Consider the following 16650-nt stretch of genomic DNA (forward strand, 5'->3'; position numbering starts at 1 on the left):
GGAGGCCGCGTATTTACTGGGGTTGGGTGCCTTGACGTAGTCGGCTTTGCCAGTTAAGGTGCCCTTCGTGCGCTAAGCATATTTACGATAAACATTGACCTGTAGACCTGATTATCATGGACAAATTTGACGCTAATCGCCGCAAACTGCTGGCGTTAGGTGGTGTTGCGCTCGGCGCAGCGGCCATCTTGCCGACGCCAGCATTTGCCACCCTCTCGACACCTCGTCCGCGAGTTTTAACGCTCAACAATCTCCACACCGGTGAGTCGTTAAAAGCGGAGTTCTTCGATGGCAGAGGCTATATTCAGGATGAATTAGCAAGACTTAACCATTTTTTCCGTGATTTCCGCGCGAATAAAATAAAAGCCATCGACCCAGGACTGTTTGATCAGTTATTCCGCCTTCAGGGCCTGCTGGGTACCAGCAAGCCAGTGCAGCTTATTTCTGGTTATCGCTCTGTTGATACCAATAATGAACTGCGCGCCCACAGCCGTGGGGTAGCGAAAAAAAGCTATCACACGAAGGGACAGGCAATGGATTTCCATATTGAAGGCGTTTCGTTAGCCAATATTCGCAAAGCTGCGTTATCTATGCGCGCAGGTGGTGTAGGATATTACCCAAGTAGCAACTTTGTGCATATTGATACCGGTCCGGTCCGGCACTGGTAATAACGAAACACAGGAGCAGTATGAACTATCGTATTATTCCGGTTACTGCATTCTCCCAGAATTGTTCATTAATCTGGTGTGAGCAAACCAAACTGGCCGCGCTTGTCGATCCCGGCGGTGACGCTGAGAAAATCAAGCAGGAAGTCGCTGATAGCGGTGTCACGCTGATGCAGATTTTACTGACGCATGGTCATCTTGATCATGTTGGTGCGGCGGCGGAGCTGGCACAGCACTTCGGTGTGCCTGTGATCGGTCCGGAAAAAGAAGATGAGTTCTGGCTGCAGGGTTTACCAGCCCAGAGCCGCATGTTTGGCCTTGATGAGTGTCTGCCCCTGACGCCCGATCGCTGGCTAAATGAAGGAGAGCGCGTTAACGTAGGGAATGTGACTTTACAGGTGTTGCATTGTCCTGGGCATACGCCAGGCCATATTGTCTTCTTTGATGACCAGTCCCGTCTGCTGATTTCCGGCGATGTGATTTTCAAAGGTGGCGTAGGACGCAGCGATTTTCCACGTGGCGACCACGGACAGCTGATTCAGTCGATTAAACAGAAGTTGTTGCCGCTGGGCGATGATGTGACGTTTATCCCTGGACACGGTCCGATGTCGACGCTGGGTTATGAACGACTCCATAACCCGTTCCTTCAGGACGAAATGCCTGTCTGGTAACCAGAATAAAAAAAAGCCTGCATTACGCAGGCTTTTTTTATGGGGGCAATTTACAGCACGGCGACGATGGCTTCGCACAGCGGCGCCATATTGTCTGGGGTCATGCCTGCAACGTTGACGCGGCCAGACGCCACGGCGTAGACGCCAAACTCTTCACGCAGACGCAGAACCTGTTCTTTGGTCAGGCCGCTGAAAGAGAACATACCGTTCTGCTTAATAATAAAGCTGAAGTCACGGTCAGCGCCTTTCTCCGCAAGGGTGTTCACAAACAGCAGACGCATGCGCTGAATACGCTGACGCATATCGTTCAGCTCTTGTTCCCAGATAGCACGCAGTGCATCGTTGCTCAGGATAGTCGCAACGACAGAGGCACCGTGTGCAGGCGGGTTAGAGTAGTTAGCGCGGATCACGGATTTCATCTGGCTGAATGCACGATCAACGGTTTCAGTGTTCGCCGCAACCAGCGTACAGGCACCGACACGCTCATTGTACAGACCGAAGTTCTTGGAGTAAGAGCTTGCCACGATCAGTTCCTGATGCACGGCAGCAAAAGCGCGCAGGCCTTCCGCATCTTCTTCCAGACCACGGGCGAAGCCCTGGTATGCAAAGTCAAACAGCGGCAGCCAGCCTTTTTCTACGGAGAGCTTCGCCAGCTGTTCCCACTGTTCAAGCGTTGGATCAATACCGGTTGGGTTGTGGCAGCAGCCGTGGAACAGCACCACATCACCCGCCTGAGCCTCGTTCAGGCTGGCCAGCAGACCGTCGAAGTCCAGAGAGTGGTTAGCCGCGTCGTAGTAAGCATATTCGCGTACTTCCAGGCCTGCAGAGTTGAATACGCTCTTGTGGTTTGGCCAGCTTGGGTTGCTCACCCAGACACGCTTAACAGAGGTGTTTTTCGCAAGGAAATCCGCCGCGACGCGCAGCGCGCCGGTACCGCCAGGAGTCTGTGCTGTACGCGCACGCTTGTCGCTCACAATTGCACTGCCTTTGCCGAACAGCAGTTCCTGAGTGCAACGACCAAATTCAGGGATACCATCAATACCGAGGTAATTTTTGGTGGTTTCATTTTCCAGCAGATACTGCTCAGCTTTTTTAACGCTGGTCAGCACCGGGGTTTTGCCGGTTTCATCTTTATATACACCAATACCCAGGTTGATTTTACCAGGGCGGTCGTCGGCACGAAACAGATCGGCCAGGCCCAAAATAGGGTCGGCAGGAGCGGCGGTAATGTTCTCAAACATGACGAAGTTCCATTGTGATTACAGAAGTGAAATCCGCTATCAGGTTAACGGTAGATTTACAAAATGCCAACCGTTTGCGACAAAAAGCGTGCGGCTTTTCAAAAGTCGCCATTTTTTGCTATCAGACATAAAAAAAACAGGGCCGAAGCCCTGTTCATTAAGCATATAACAAAGTGGTGTACTGATTAGAACTGGTAGGTCACACCCACAGCTGCCATATCGTCGTTGCCGTTCAGACCGCCAACCGCTTTCGCGTAGTCGGTGTCTTTGTCCAGCAGGTTGATATAGTAGTCAGCCCACACGTTGAAGTTTTTGTTGAAGTAGTAAGTGGTACCCACCTGGATGAATTTAGCCAGGTCTGCATCGCCACCGCTGAAGCCGCCGACGGCAGCCAGGTCTTTACCTTTGGTCTGCACGTAGGAGATGGCTGGACGCAGGCCGAAGTCGAACTGGTACTGAGCAACCACTTCGAAGTTCTGAGTTTTGTTAGCAAAACCAGCATCACCGCTAGAACCGGTACGGGTGGTGTTACGGGTTTCTGCATAGGTGGTTGCCAGGTACAGGTTGTTAGCGTCGTATTTCAGACCAACACCCCATGCTTCAGCTTTGTCACCCTGACCATCAGCCTTCTGGTTCAGAGTACGGTTAGCGTTGCTGTAAGATGCGATTGCACCGAAGCCTTCGCCGAAGTCGTAACCCAGGGAGTAACCTACGCCGTCACCGTTAGAGGTTTTAACGTCAGCACGGTCGTTTTTACCCTGGTACTGTACGCCCATGCTCAGACCGTCAACCAGACCGAAGAAATCGCTGTTACGGTAGGTCAGCAGGCCAGTGCCACGGCTGGTCATAAAGTTATCAACGTAGTTACCGCCCCAGGTCATACCTGAGAAGGACGGCGCCATATCGGTGTATGACTCAACGTCATAAACGATACCGTAGTTACGACCATAGTCGATGCTGCCAGCGTCACCCGCTTTCAGGCCCGCGAAAGCCAGACGGTTTTTGTTAGCCTGAGCAGTGTTCTCAGCCTGGTTAGCCATGAAACGGTATTCCCACTGGCCATAACCGGTCAGTTGGTCGTTGATCTGAGTTTCACCTTTGAAACCGATCTGCGCGTAGGTAGCGTCGTTGTTATTCGTGTTATCGCCAGAGGTCACGAAATCGTGCTCGGCGTTAACTTTCCCGTAGAAGTCCAGTTTGTTGCCGTTCTTGTTATAGATTTCTGCAGCGTTAGCTGCACCGGCTACCAGCAGGGCAGGGATTACCACTGCCAGAATATTGCGCTTCATCATTATTTATTACCCTCATTGGTTTTTTTATGACACTCGCCACTGCCGTCAATAAATTCTGTCAATAAATATTTCCGGAACTATTGATGAGAGTTAGGTGTCTTTATGTATCTGACAGGCATCTTTCCATTCATAGAACCGTTTCGCTAGCCTGAAAGTGCTACAATTCTCAAGATTAAGTTACAAAAAGAAATCATGTGTAACTAAATGTGTATTTTTCGGAACTTTGTGAACCACCTCAAATTTCAGCGTCCACTGGCGAATTAAACGGCAGATACTTTGATATCTATATGAAAAGCTTATAATTAATTTAGATAAAGGCAATTCCTATAAACAGAAGCCAAACGGCTCATTTTTTCTTATGACCCGAAAAAGACTTCTGGATGGCTGTAAAACTGGTTGAATTTTGTGCTATTGCTTCAGATTGCAATAAGCGCAATAAGAATAGGGTTTATTTTTTGTGCGTAGATGTTTCGTGGAAACAAAACGTAACAGGTAGTGGTTGTAACGGGGTTGTGGTTTAAAAATGCTGACTTTGCGCTGACGAAAACTGACAATGCAGAATAAAATAATGGCCAGCAATTGCTGGCCATTTGTTATTCAGTCGATTAGAAGCTGGCGTTACGCGGTGTGCGTGGGAATGGAATAACGTCACGGACGTTCTGAACACCGGTGACATAGGCGATGAGACGCTCAAAGCCCAGACCAAAACCGGCATGCGGGACGGTACCGTAACGGCGTAAATCGCGATACCAGCTGTAATCCGCAGGATTAAGGCCCATCTCTTCCATGCGTGCGTCCAGTACGTCAAGACGCTCTTCACGCTGAGAACCACCGATGATTTCACCAATGCCCGGTGCCAGGACGTCCATCGCCGCAACGGTTTTACCGTCTTCGTTAAGGCGCATATAGAAGGCCTTAATGTCTTTCGGGTAGTTTTTCACCACAACCGGTGCTTTGAAGTGCTTCTCGGCCAGGTAACGCTCGTGCTCAGACGCCAGGTCAACGCCCCAGTAAACCGGGTTCTCAAACTTCTCACCGCATTTCTCGAGGATGGCCACCGCGTCGGTGTAGTCCACCTGCGCGAAATCTGCTGAGACGAAACGCTCCAGACGTGCGACTGCATCGCTGTCGACACGCTCTGCGAAGAATTTCATGTCATCAGGACGCTCTTCCAGCACCGCTTTGAAGACATATTTCAGCATCGCTTCTGCCAGACCCGCGACATCATCCAGATCTGCAAACGCCACTTCAGGCTCCAGCATCCAGAATTCCGCCAGGTGACGGCTGGTGTTGGAGTTTTCTGCACGGAAGGTTGGACCAAAGGTGTAGATTTTGGACAGCGCGCAGGCATAAGTTTCACCGTTGAGCTGACCAGAAACCGTCAGGAAGGCCTCTTTACCGAAGAAGTCTTTGTCATAGTCCACTTTACCTTCTGGCGTACGCGGCAGGTTTTCCATGTCCAGCGTAGAGACGCGGAACATTTCACCCGCGCCTTCCGTATCGGACGCGGTGATCAGTGGGGTAGACACCCAGAAATAACCCTGCTCGTCGAAGAAACGATGCAGCGCCTGCGCCAGCGTATGACGCACACGGGCAACCGCACCAATCAGGTTGGTGCGTGGACGCAGGTGCGCCACTTCACGCAGGTATTCGATGCTGTGACGTTTTGCCGCCATTGGGTAGGTGTCGGGATCTTCAACCCAGCCAGTGACTTCAATGGCTGAGGCCTGAATTTCGAAACTCTGACCCTGACCAGGTGATGCCACAACAACACCGGTTACGATAACGGAACAACCCGTTGTCAGGCGCAGAACGTCATCATTGTAATTGGGCAGAGAATTATTAATGACGGCCTGTACAGGATCAAAGCAGGAACCGTCATAGACGGCAAGGAAGGAGATGCCAGCTTTAGAATCTCGGCGAGTACGCACCCATCCGCGCACGGTGACTTCTTGGTCAACGGCGACACGGCCCTGGAGTACGTCGGCTACAGGCACAACGCTCATAATATTCTCTCTGTTAATAGTCGGAAAAAATAAACCCTTGTCCACCCTTACTAGGGGGGATATCTATGTTACCTGGCATCCGCCATCAGACAAGCAGATTTCGCAGTCAAAAGAGAAGAATTAAGAAATAAATTGAGGAGAGGGGAGCCTGAAAGGCTCCCGAAAGCAGTTAACTGGCTTTTTTGATCTGCGGCAGATCGAATGCTTTGCGTAATGCGCGCACAAAGGCTTTGTCATGGCAGATGGTTTTACCGGGGCTATCGGAGAGCTTCGCTACCGGCTTACCGTTACATTCCACCAGTTTTATCACGATGTTCAGAGGTTTTACCTGAGGGATGTCGCAGGTCAGACGGGTACCAATCCCAAAGCTCAGGTTAATTCTGGAGGTGAAATGACGATAGAGATCGACCGCTTTTGCCAGATCGAGGTTATCAGAGAAGACCAGCACCTTGGTCATTGGGTCAATGCCCAGTTTTTCGTAATGGGCAATGGCCTTTTCACCCCATTCAACCGGATCCCCGGAATCATGGCGTAATCCCTGATAACGTTCGGCAAATTCAGGGCCAAAATCACGCAGGAACGCGTCCATCGTAATACAGTCGGTAAGCGCGATGCCCAGTTGATTGGGATATTCTTCCAGCCACGCGGCCAGTGCGGCACGCTGGCTGTTTGCCAGGTCCGGGCTTATCTGCTGATGCGCCTGGAACCACTCATGCGCCTGGGTACCCATTGGGGTCAGATCCAGACGACGTGCCAGATCGTAGTTGCTGGTGCCCACGAACCACGGCTCCTGCTGCAGACGCTTCACAATAGCCTGCTGCACTTCGCGAGAGAAACGGCGACGCGTGCCAAAATCCATCAGGCGGAAGCGGGACATATCCAGCCCTTCGGTCAGCGTTGAGAATGCGGCCAGTTTATTTTCCAGCGACGCGACTGCCTGCTCAACGCCGGTTTCCGGCGAACGGTAGCGGTGGGCCAGTTCACTGATCACCGCGAGAAGCGGAACTTCCCACATGATCACTTCACGCCACGGGCCTTCAAGACGAATATCCAGCTTGCCGTTATCATTGACCACGGTCACCTGCTCCGGCTTATAGCGGAAGTCGCGCAGCCAGTTCAGGTAGTCAGCTTTAAAGAAGGGCAGGCCAGAGAGCCACTGATATTCGTCGTCCTGCAGCGTCAGATGCTGCATAGCATCGACCTGTTCACGAATGGAGTCTGCGTAGATACCGAGCAAGTCGTCACCACGGCAGCGGAATTCCGCCGCGACATGGACGTCATAGTAATGGTGGAAAACGGCTTGCTGCATATGCAGTTTATACGCGTCGGTATCCAGCAATGTATGCAGAACAGGAGAAGCGAATTGAGTCATAGGTGCGCAGTAGCATCCTCTCACAGGAGCGTTTAGTACAATAAACAACTCCGGAGTATACCTTGTTTAGTGATTTATTGAACCCCGATCACAACATAAGCGCTCTTTATGGTCGAGGGCATTTTGTGCCCCGTGTTATACAAATGTAGCAATAACACTGCTAATCATCTGATATTTATTGTTTTTAGCGAACCTGTGTAATGGTCTGGGGCATGGGTGGGGCAAAATGTGATAAAGCCTGGTTCAAAATAGAAACCTGCTCTGCACTTTTCTCCGACATCCACTTTCCGTAAACCTTATAAACCATCTGTGCATCTGTGCATCTGTGCATCTGTGCATCTGTGTGACCCATCTGCGTAGCTATGAAGTTTGGGTTCGCCCCGGCGGACAATGACCAGCAAGCGTAAGTATGTCTTTACTGGTAAGCGTTTCGGTAGCGTATGCCAGCGCGTTTTATAATTGGCGCCCAGATTTTGTTAATTGAATTGACCGCGTAGTGGTAACCTCTTCGCGGACCCCGTTTGATGCATTGTGGGCTGAAAACGAATGTGCATGGATGCATAACTGCCTGGCCATACTCACGCAACTTCACCTCTATTTCGTACTGCCGGCCAAGTTGAGTAAGATGCGCCTGGATCTTCAGTGCGTCGATAGCTGGCTGAATAAGATAGATAACCCTGTCAGTTCCAGCGTCTGTTTTTGGCAGGGTGAACTCATCCGTTTGAGTCAGGTTACGTTTCACTGTAATGGTTCCCGCGTGCAGATCTATATCCTCCCATGCCAGCCCGCACAATTCCCCGTGCCTCATGCCGGTATAGACTGCCAGCGACCAGAGATTTTGCATCTGCTGGTGACCACACGCCCGCATAAACCGGATAAACTCATCTGTAGACAGCGGGTCTGGTTCTCCCTTTGCCCTCTTGAGACGGTTAATTCCGCTAAACGGGTTTTCTTTTGTGTAGCCATTATCAGCACCGAACTGGAAAATCTCAGCCATGGGCATCATGTAATTGTTGACCGTGGATGACTTTCTTCCTTTCACCTGTTGACGGTGATCCTTCTTCATCACATGAAAACCGGTCAATAACTCTTTTCTGACACACAGCAAATCCTCTGTCGTGACAGACGAAACGAGGTTGTTTTCTCCGATGCGCGGCAGCATGTTTTTGGTAGATACTAATGGAGATGTTTGGTTAGTTGTCAATGTAGGGATAAAACCAAATGCGCCTGATATTTATGGAGTATCGGTTATATGGGCTGCAGCAATAGGCTGCAAATGCAATAATTTAGATAATTTAACATTCGATCCACCCCAGTTGCGCCTTCAGGATATCAGCGTTCAACGTCTTGACCCACAACTCCATCAGGATCTACAGGGTTGATACATTATTGCTATAAAGAACGAATATAATAAGCATATCGAGATATGGCGTTCTAATACTGTGGTTGGTGGATATGTACAAATTTCAGACCTTGACTATGGTGGTATTGACGTAGAGGGTCCATGCTTAACCAACTCCAAGCGATTGCAGCAATGGTACTGATATGCTGATGCATTCAACATTCTTGGTGAGTATTATTACGTAACAACTAAGGACTTTGTGACATGGAGCGCAGCAGCTCCTGTTCGTAGCACTGAGGGTATTAGGCACGGAACTATACTTAACCTGTCTATGCTTCCGGAAGGGCGGCAGGCAGCAGGTTCATTTACAAGAGCAGCAACAATATTAGGGCAGATGACCCCGCAATATCCTCTTACAAGTAACCATGGACAGTTCACTACCACAGGAATATCAAATTTGGTTCCTGAAAACGGAACGGTATACCGGGTGTTTGGCAGCGCAACAAGGCGATTCTTTGTTGATGAAGTTGGGACGGAAAGTCATTTTTATCTAGCAGTGACTTCTGACTCCCCGGCCGCAGGTATTGTCATTAGTAGTGCCAATCATATTGGTGGCATTCATTATGTAGGTTTTGGTGTAAACAATAATAAACTAATTAAGGTATCGTATGATAAAAGGAACCGGGTTTACTTTATTGAGGGTGGTTACGAGGATCCACCTTCTACAAACGCAGTATCAATAAGCACCATAGGCAATGGGTGGCCAAATGTAGCTAACACATGGACACCTCAGCATGGACTTACGTACACAATTGCTTCAGTATCCGACAATACCGATATCAACGGTATCGCTCAGCCATCCAGAGACGGAATGTATTTCCATATTGTGATAACAAACGATACCGCAGGTCAAATTACATTAAAATCCGGCGAAATAGGACTAGCGGTAGGAACAAGTGATAAGATTTTCACTGGTTCATCTCACGGAAATAGAGTGATTACGGTTAAAAAAATAGCTGGGGCGTGGTGAGTTCTTTTATAGAAAGAAAAGCCCCGCAAGGGGCTTTTTTTAGTTTAAAATCTTTCTCGCTAGTTTTATTCCGGGCTTCTCGATGAGTCGATGTAATATATAAGATAATGCTACAGTCAATATAATAACAGTAGTTACTTTTACTATTGAGTTATCAGGATTCCATTCCTTCGGGTAGAAGGTAATATAGGTTTTTATAATCATCCAATGACAAAGATACATTGCGTATGAGATGTCTCCAAGGAAAGAAAGAATTCTTATTTCTTTTGCATGACTAAAATCTATGAGAAGAACAAATATGAAAGAGGATAGTGCGAGAATGAATTTTTGAGTTTCACTTATGCTAAAAGACATAATCAGGATTATGGAAATAACAAACCCTGAGAAAGATACAATCATTAAGGATGAGGAATTAACACGCACATGAACCTTTTTCATCAGCATTGATAAGAGAATTCCAATAGCGAACTCAAAATAAATTGGACATCCAAGAACACGTATTAATCCGAATGCAGGGTTGTCAGAGGGAGGATTAGCTGTAGCATAACTGCTAAGAGAAAAAGATCCATTGAAATAAAGTTGAAGGCCAGCAGGTATGGCAATAAGCATGATGATGCATAATAAGCCTCTATATTTATGACTTATTAAACATGAAACCATGAAAAGAAGATAAAAGATAACCTCAAAAGTCAATGTCCATGCTGGCCCAATCATGTTAAAGCCAAACCCTGGAGCGCCAACTTTGTAATCGTTATGTATAAAAAACAATGCCCTTATAACCTCTGAAAAAGGCTCGGCTCCATAATTCAGAATTGATGTAATCAGCCAAACAACAAAAAATAGCGGATAAATTCTAAGTATTCGCTTTGTAAAATATACATTCCCTTTAGCCTCGCCAGGATTGCTGGTGGCGTAATAAATAATAAACCCACTAATTATGAAGAATATATCAACACCAATCCCGCCATTAGAGAACAAGGATCGATACTCTACCGGCATGAGAGATTTTATATGAAGCAATACAACCAGCAAGCATGCAATCCCTCGCAAGTACTGAATAGAATATATCTTTCCCACAATGTATACCGTTAATGTTTATGATTTTTAAATAATAACATCTTTCACTTGATAGATGCCACCTAAAGTAAAGGGCCGCCTAGAATGTTTTTTCATTTTGTGCTACAGCCACATCATCATATCTATTCAAATTACCTGACGTGTAATTTCTATATCCTTGACCCTATCTTACAGCACCTACAGGCGCTTTAATCACTTCAGAAGATGCCCTTTGACAATCAGCAAGCCTTTAAGAAAGACACTTAATCTGATATCTCTATCAGAAAACCAACATTGTCTAAGGATTTTTCAGGAACAGTGAATCCTAACTCGGTCAGTCGATCAAAGGTACGCTTAAGAACGTAATAAAAATCGTCTTTGCTCAATTCTTCGAGCTCGAGATCACCAAGGGGTATATGAAATCCCTTGTGTCCCATCCTGGCCTTCTTATTGATTTCTGAGAATGTGCGCTTAAATATAATGTCAGATAATTCATCTTTTGCACTTGCGACAATTTTGATTACATCCTGAGCTGATAGAACCTCATCATCTGCAAGTTCAGTAAGGTATGTCCTCTCCAGTCTTTGCACAATTTCGGCATTCATTGACCGGTTGTTTTCTTTGGCAGAGACTTCAATTTTCTCTTTCAGTCCAATAGGAAGTCTGATTCGTAACTGCGGATCTTCTCTGCTCATGTTCTGTTTTTCACCTGCAAAAATTCACAATATGTAAATTATGCCCCACGGTGGGGTTGACAGCAATGACGCACGGTGTGACACTTATTGCGTGCCTCACGGTGGGGCGATTTTAAGGAGGGTAAGTGGAAAAGGCAAAAGACATGTATCAGCGCAAGGGGAGATTCCCAGAGGACGTAAAACGCGCCATTGAAAAAATGGAGAGGAAGAATGCCGCTGGTTCAATACAGAGCTGATTTATCAACTGGGGAAGGTGTACGGACTTATTGGTGATAAAAGTGCGCAGGCTTAAAACGACGAAGCCCTAACTACTTGCGATAGTCAGGGCCTCTTATCGAACAAACCACCGAGGATGATCGACATGATTAGTGTACAGAACAACGAATTAACTTTCCACAATACCAACTTCTCCTACATGGAGATGGCGGGGCAAATTTGGCTAACAGCATCTGAGGTGGGGCAAGCTCTTTCTTACGCTGACGACAAGGCAGTGCAGCGTATCTACACCCGTCATGCTGATGAGTTTACAGATAAAATGACAGGGGTGGTCAAGTTGACCACCCTCGTGGAATGCAGGATTCTCGCATTTTTTCACTCCGTGGAGCCCACCTCATCACGATGTTTGCCCGAACGCCAAAGGCTCAAGAATTCCGCCGCTGGGTACTGGATATTCTGGATCGTGAGGTTCAGTACTCACCGATCGCTAAGCAACTTACCGATCAGGAGCTATGTGATTTGGCTTGGTTATGGCGTGCCGGGGCTGTCATGAATGAGGCGTGTCGTAAGATATACCCACTATTGCGAGTAGCTGAGCACCGCGAAGCTGGGCGTTTTTACTCAATCGCTCAGGAATACCCAAGGACACTTAATAAAGCTCGTGAAATCCTCAAGCGCGAAACAGCACATATAGAATTTCAGCCATGGAGGGATGATAACTGGAGCAGGGTATTACCACACCTGCGTCAGGAAATGTTGCAGTGATGCAAACAGAAAAGCCGACAGTTACGAGCTGCCAGCTTCCATTGAAACATGTCAGAAGGATCCAACTAATGACTTCATTAAATTTAGCACTTCAAGAGCGAAATGTCGATCCCCAGCCGCTGCCAGTGATTGAATGGACTGGAGTCCGTGTAGTAACCACAGAGACTTTGGCATCTGGTTATGGCACTGATGAAGCTAATATCAGGAATAACCTTTCGCGAAACCTTGACCGGTTCGAAGATGGTCAGCATTACTATCTTCAGTCAGGTTCTGAATTGCGTGAGTTCAAGAACAGAGTAACTGACGGACACTCTGTTGGTAAAAATGCTAGATCCCTAACGCTGTGGACAGAGAAGGGAGCGGCCCGTATCTCCAAAATTGTCGACACTGACGAGGCCTAGTCTTTCTTCAAACGTCTGGAGGACTCGTATTTTCGTCCAGTCGCCTCTGCTGGCATTCCACTTACCTATGAAGCAGCACTGGAAGATCTGCTGTCAAAGGTAAAGAAAAACCGCATCATAACAGAGCAGCGTGACCGAGCAGTAAAAGAGAAGCTTTGGATCTCTGAAAAACGAGAAGTTACCGCTATGGCTACTTCATCAGCAGCGGTGAGAGCCAAAAACAAACTGGCAGAGCGTGTCGGAGAAGGTAAGAACTATGCCGCCATTATTCCGGTAGAAAAGAAGCTGGGGCAGAAATTCAAATGGCAGCCACTTCGCAAATGGTGCCGGGAGAATGACGCCACCCCGCATGATGTTGAAGATCCTCGCTTCGGTAGCGTAAAGTCCTAGCCTCGCGCGGCCTGGCTTGCAGTGTACGGTGTAGATCTTCGAAAACTATTCTAACCACAGCCAAATTTAAACCCGCTTCGGCGGGTTTTTCACAACTAAATTTCAAGCCTCCTCTGTTACTTACCTTAACTCGGGGGAAAGCCTACTTGATCGAAAGAGATGATAGATAATGATGTATGTATATACAGTAACTATCGGAGGTGCATCATGGGGTTTCCATCGCCAGCAGCAGACTACGTAGAAGAGCGTATATCACTTGACCAGCGTTTTATCGCTCATCCTTCTGCCACGTACATGATGGTAGCCGGCACTACATACCTTCGTGCTGGGATACTGAAAGGTGCGATGCTTATCGTGGACTCATCATTGACGCTGAAAGACGGATCACTTCTTGTGTGTGCAATTGATGGGAATTTAAAATCAGGCGTTACAGGACGTATCCTCAGCCTTATCTGGAGAACGCTGAAAATGGAAGGAGAGAGTCGCTGCCATCTAAGGATGAAACCAGTGACTCTTCACGACCAGTGTTTGGGGTGATCACCTACATCATCAATGATGCTCGCTCTGGGGAGTTCGACGACTGCCCAGTGATGTAATGGGGCATGGATGGGACATGGATGGGACATAAAACAGCACTCGCTCTAAGGTGAACTTAGACGACTGATGTTTTCGACTGGCCTAATCATCTGTTATGTAGTGCGCTCTTGGACGGTCTTTGTCGATATTAAAATTTATGGGTTCATATTATACAAATGTAGCGAAAAAGGTGTTTGTACCTGAAAAGATGAACATTCTGCATAGCGCGTTTTACACAACAGGAATAGACTGGATTCGTTATTCGACAAACGATGCATAAGGTTTTCTATGACACAACAGCCACAAGCCAAATACCGCCACGACTACCGTGCGCCGGATTACCTGATTAGCGATATCGATCTGACTTTTGACCTGGATGCCACTAAAACCGTTGTCACGGCGGTAAGCCAGCTCACGCGCCAGAGCGCGACGGCTGTGCCGCTGCGTCTGGATGGTGAAGACCTGACGCTGGTCTCCGTGCAGATCAATGATCAAGCATGGTCTGACTATAAAATAGAAGGCAACCAGCTGGTTATCGACAACCTGCCGGAACGCTTTACGCTGCGCATCGTGAATGAAATCAGCCCGGCTGCCAACACGGCGCTGGAAGGGCTTTACCAGTCTGGCGTGGCCCTGTGCACCCAGTGTGAGGCCGAAGGTTTCCGCCACATTACCTGGTATCTTGACCGCCCGGACGTGCTGGCACGCTTTACAACGAAAATCATCGCCGATAAAACCCTCTATCCGTTCCTGCTTTCCAACGGCAACCGCGTAGGTGAAGGCGAGCTGGAAAACGGTCGCCACTGGGTACAGTGGCAAGATCCATTCCCGAAACCGTGTTACCTGTTTGCGCTGGTGGCGGGTGATTTCGACGTGCTGCGTGATACGTTCAAAACCCGTTCAGGCCGCGACGTCGCGCTGGAGTTGTTCGTCGACCGCGGCAACCTGGACCGCGCGCCATGGGCGATGACCTCGCTTATCAACTCCATGAAGTGGGATGAAGAGCGCTTTGGCCTCGAGTATGACCTCGACATCTATATGATCGTTGCTGTCGACTTCTTCAACATGGGCGCGATGGAGAATAAAGGTCTTAACGTCTTTAACTCCAAATACGTGCTGGCACGTACCGATACCGCGACCGATAAAGATTACCTGGATATTGAACGCGTCATCGGACACGAGTATTTCCATAACTGGACCGGAAACCGCGTCACCTGCCGTGACTGGTTCCAGCTGAGCCTGAAAGAGGGCCTGACCGTCTTCCGTGACCAGGAGTTCAGTTCCGATCTGGGTTCCCGTGCGGTGAACCGCATTAACAACGTGCGCACCATGCGTGGCCTGCAGTTTGCGGAAGATGCCAGCCCAATGGCACACCCTATCCGTCCCGATAAAGTCATCGAGATGAATAACTTCTACACCCTGACGGTGTACGAAAAAGGGGCGGAAATTATCCGCATGATCCATACCCTGCTGGGTGAAGAGAACTTCCAGAAAGGGATGCAGCTCTACTTCGAGCGTCATGACGGCAGCGCAGCCACCTGCGACGATTTTGTGCAGGCGATGGAGGATGCGTCTAATGTCGATCTTTCCCATTTCCGCCGCTGGTACAGCCAGGCCGGGACGCCGATTGTCACCGTCAAAGACGACTACAACCCGGAAACCGAGCAGTACACCCTGACCATCAGTCAGCGCACGCCGCCAACGGCAGAGCAGGAAGAGAAACACCCGCTGCACATTCCGTTCAGTATTGAACTGTATGACAACGAGGGTAACGTGATCCCGCTGCAGAAGGGCGGCCATCCGGTCCACCACGTTCTGAACGTGACCCAGGCGGAACAGACCTTTATCTTTGATAACGTCTATTTCCAGCCGGTTCCCGCGCTGCTGTGTGAATTCTCTGCGCCCGTGAAACTGGAATATAAGTGGAGCGACCAGCAACTGACGTTCCTGATGCGCCATGCGCGCAATGACTTCTCACGCTGGGATGCGGCGCAAAGCCTGCTGGCGACCTACATCAAGCTGAACGTTAATCGTCATCAGCAGGGCCAGCCGCTGTCGCTGCCGGTTCACGTTGCGGACGCATTCCGCGCAGTCCTGCTGGATGAGAAGATTGACCCGGCGCTGGCGGCTGAAATTCTGACGTTGCCATCCGCAGGCGAAATCGCCGAACTGTTCGACATCATCGATCCGATTGCCATTGTGGCGGTGCGTGAAGCGCTGACCCGTACGCTGGCGAACGAGCTTGCAGACGAATTCCTTGCAATCTACAACGCCAATAAGCTTGACGCTTATCGTGTGGAACATGCTGACATCGGTAAACGTTCCCTGCGTAACACCTGCCTGCGTTATCTGGCCTTTGGTGAGCGCGAGCTTGCAAACACGCTGGTGAGCAAGCAATATCACGAAGCAGACAACATGACCGACGCGCTGGCAGCCCTGGCTGCGAGTGTTGCCGCCGAACTGCCATGCCGTGATGCGCTGATGCAGGAGTACGATGACAAGTGGCATCAGGATGGTCTGGTGATGGACAAGTGGTTCATCCTGCAGGCCACCAGCCCGGCGGCCGATGCCCTCAGCAATGTACGCACTCTGCTGAAGCATCGCTCCTTCACCATGAGCAACCCAAACCGCGTGCGTTCCCTGATTGGCGCGTTTGCCAGCAGCAACCCGGCGGCGTTCCATGCGGAAGATGGCAGCGGTTATCAGTTTATGGTGGAAATGTTGACCGAGCTGAACAGCCGTAACCCACAGGTGGCGTCACGCCTGATTGAGCCGCTGATCCGTCTGAAACGCTATGATGCACAGCGCCAGGCGAAAATGCGTGCTGCGCTTGAGCAGCTGAAAGGGCTGGAAAACCTGTCTGGCGATCTGTACGAGAAGATCGCTAAGGCACTGGCCTGATCGAAAGACCCATCCTCCCTCTCCCGGTGGG

The 16650-nt window shown here is 49.1% G+C and carries 10 protein-coding genes and 5 pseudogenes; 8 read left to right on the forward strand and 7 right to left on the reverse strand.

The annotated features are described in order from the left end of the window. The first annotated feature begins 116 nt into the window (after nucleotides 1-116). Together HV340_RS07485 and HV340_RS07490 are read left to right on the forward strand one after the other, a co-directional pair. Complete coding sequence (locus HV340_RS07485; RefSeq protein ID WP_014169403.1) at nucleotides 117-668, forward strand: YcbK family protein; 552 nt, start codon at nucleotides 117-119, stop codon at nucleotides 666-668. Between the two features lie 20 nt (nucleotides 669-688). Continuing rightward, nucleotides 689-1336, forward strand: a complete 648-nt coding sequence (locus HV340_RS07490) for an MBL fold metallo-hydrolase (protein WP_020884810.1) — start codon at nucleotides 689-691, stop codon at nucleotides 1334-1336. 50 nt (nucleotides 1337-1386) lie between these two features. Here HV340_RS07490 and aspC read toward each other — a convergent pair whose 3' ends face one another. The 5 genes and pseudogenes from aspC to HV340_RS07515 form a co-directional block, all read right to left on the reverse strand. Continuing rightward, nucleotides 1387-2577, reverse strand: a complete 1191-nt coding sequence (gene aspC / locus HV340_RS07495) for an aspartate transaminase (protein WP_020884809.1) — start codon at nucleotides 2575-2577, stop codon at nucleotides 1387-1389. Between the two features lie 185 nt (nucleotides 2578-2762). Beyond that, nucleotides 2763-3869: a porin gene (locus HV340_RS07500; protein WP_050736580.1), complete on the reverse strand. Its 1107-nt coding sequence runs from the start codon at nucleotides 3867-3869 to the stop codon at nucleotides 2763-2765. Between the two features lie 605 nt (nucleotides 3870-4474). Continuing rightward, a complete protein-coding gene (gene asnS / locus HV340_RS07505) occupies nucleotides 4475-5875 on the reverse strand; it encodes an asparagine--tRNA ligase (RefSeq protein WP_032677806.1) in 1401 nt (466 codons plus the stop codon). 169 nt (nucleotides 5876-6044) lie between these two features. After that, complete coding sequence (pncB, locus tag HV340_RS07510) at nucleotides 6045-7247, reverse strand: nicotinate phosphoribosyltransferase (protein WP_020884806.1); 1203 nt, start codon at nucleotides 7245-7247, stop codon at nucleotides 6045-6047. A gap of 184 nt (nucleotides 7248-7431) precedes the next feature. Then, nucleotides 7432-8415: pseudogene (locus HV340_RS07515) on the reverse strand (site-specific integrase); the annotation flags it as partial. 433 nt (nucleotides 8416-8848) lie between these two features. On the opposite strand from HV340_RS07515, the gene HV340_RS07520 reads away from it, so the two are divergent. After that, nucleotides 8849-9619, forward strand: coding sequence for a hypothetical protein (locus tag HV340_RS07520; protein ID WP_181216408.1), 771 nt, complete (start codon nucleotides 8849-8851; stop codon nucleotides 9617-9619). 39 nt (nucleotides 9620-9658) lie between these two features. On the opposite strand, the gene HV340_RS07525 is transcribed toward HV340_RS07520, so the two are convergent. Together HV340_RS07525 and HV340_RS07530 are read right to left on the reverse strand one after the other, a co-directional pair. Further along, a complete protein-coding gene (locus HV340_RS07525; RefSeq protein ID WP_181216409.1) occupies nucleotides 9659-10696 on the reverse strand; it encodes an acyltransferase in 1038 nt (345 codons plus the stop codon). 242 nt (nucleotides 10697-10938) lie between these two features. Continuing rightward, nucleotides 10939-11370 (reverse strand): Arc family DNA-binding protein, encoded by a 432-nt coding sequence (locus HV340_RS07530; RefSeq protein WP_181216410.1) that lies wholly within the window; start codon nucleotides 11368-11370, stop codon nucleotides 10939-10941. A 125-nt stretch (nucleotides 11371-11495) separates the two neighbouring features. On the opposite strand from HV340_RS07530, the pseudogene HV340_RS07535 reads away from it, so the two are divergent. The 5 genes and pseudogenes from HV340_RS07535 to pepN all read left to right on the forward strand — a co-directional run bounded on the left by HV340_RS07535 (nucleotide 11496) and on the right by pepN (nucleotide 16619). Continuing rightward, nucleotides 11496-11662: pseudogene (locus tag HV340_RS07535) on the forward strand (Arc family DNA binding domain-containing protein). Between the two features lie 123 nt (nucleotides 11663-11785). Beyond that, nucleotides 11786-12351: pseudogene (locus HV340_RS07540) on the forward strand (P22AR C-terminal domain-containing protein). A gap of 68 nt (nucleotides 12352-12419) precedes the next feature. Beyond that, nucleotides 12420-13142: pseudogene (locus HV340_RS24620) on the forward strand (ORF6N domain-containing protein). Between the two features lie 207 nt (nucleotides 13143-13349). Further along, nucleotides 13350-13738: pseudogene (locus tag HV340_RS24330) on the forward strand (S24 family peptidase). Between the two features lie 268 nt (nucleotides 13739-14006). Then, nucleotides 14007-16619 carry an aminopeptidase N gene (gene pepN / locus HV340_RS07550; RefSeq protein WP_181216411.1) on the forward strand — a complete coding sequence of 871 codons (2613 nt, stop codon included), beginning with the start codon at nucleotides 14007-14009 and terminating at the stop codon, nucleotides 16617-16619. Nucleotides 16620-16650 lie beyond the last annotated feature (31 nt).

Origin of the sequence: Enterobacter sp. RHBSTW-00975 (assembly GCF_013615235.1) — a bacterium.
GTDB classification, from domain to species: domain Bacteria; phylum Pseudomonadota; class Gammaproteobacteria; order Enterobacterales; family Enterobacteriaceae; genus Enterobacter; species Enterobacter ludwigii.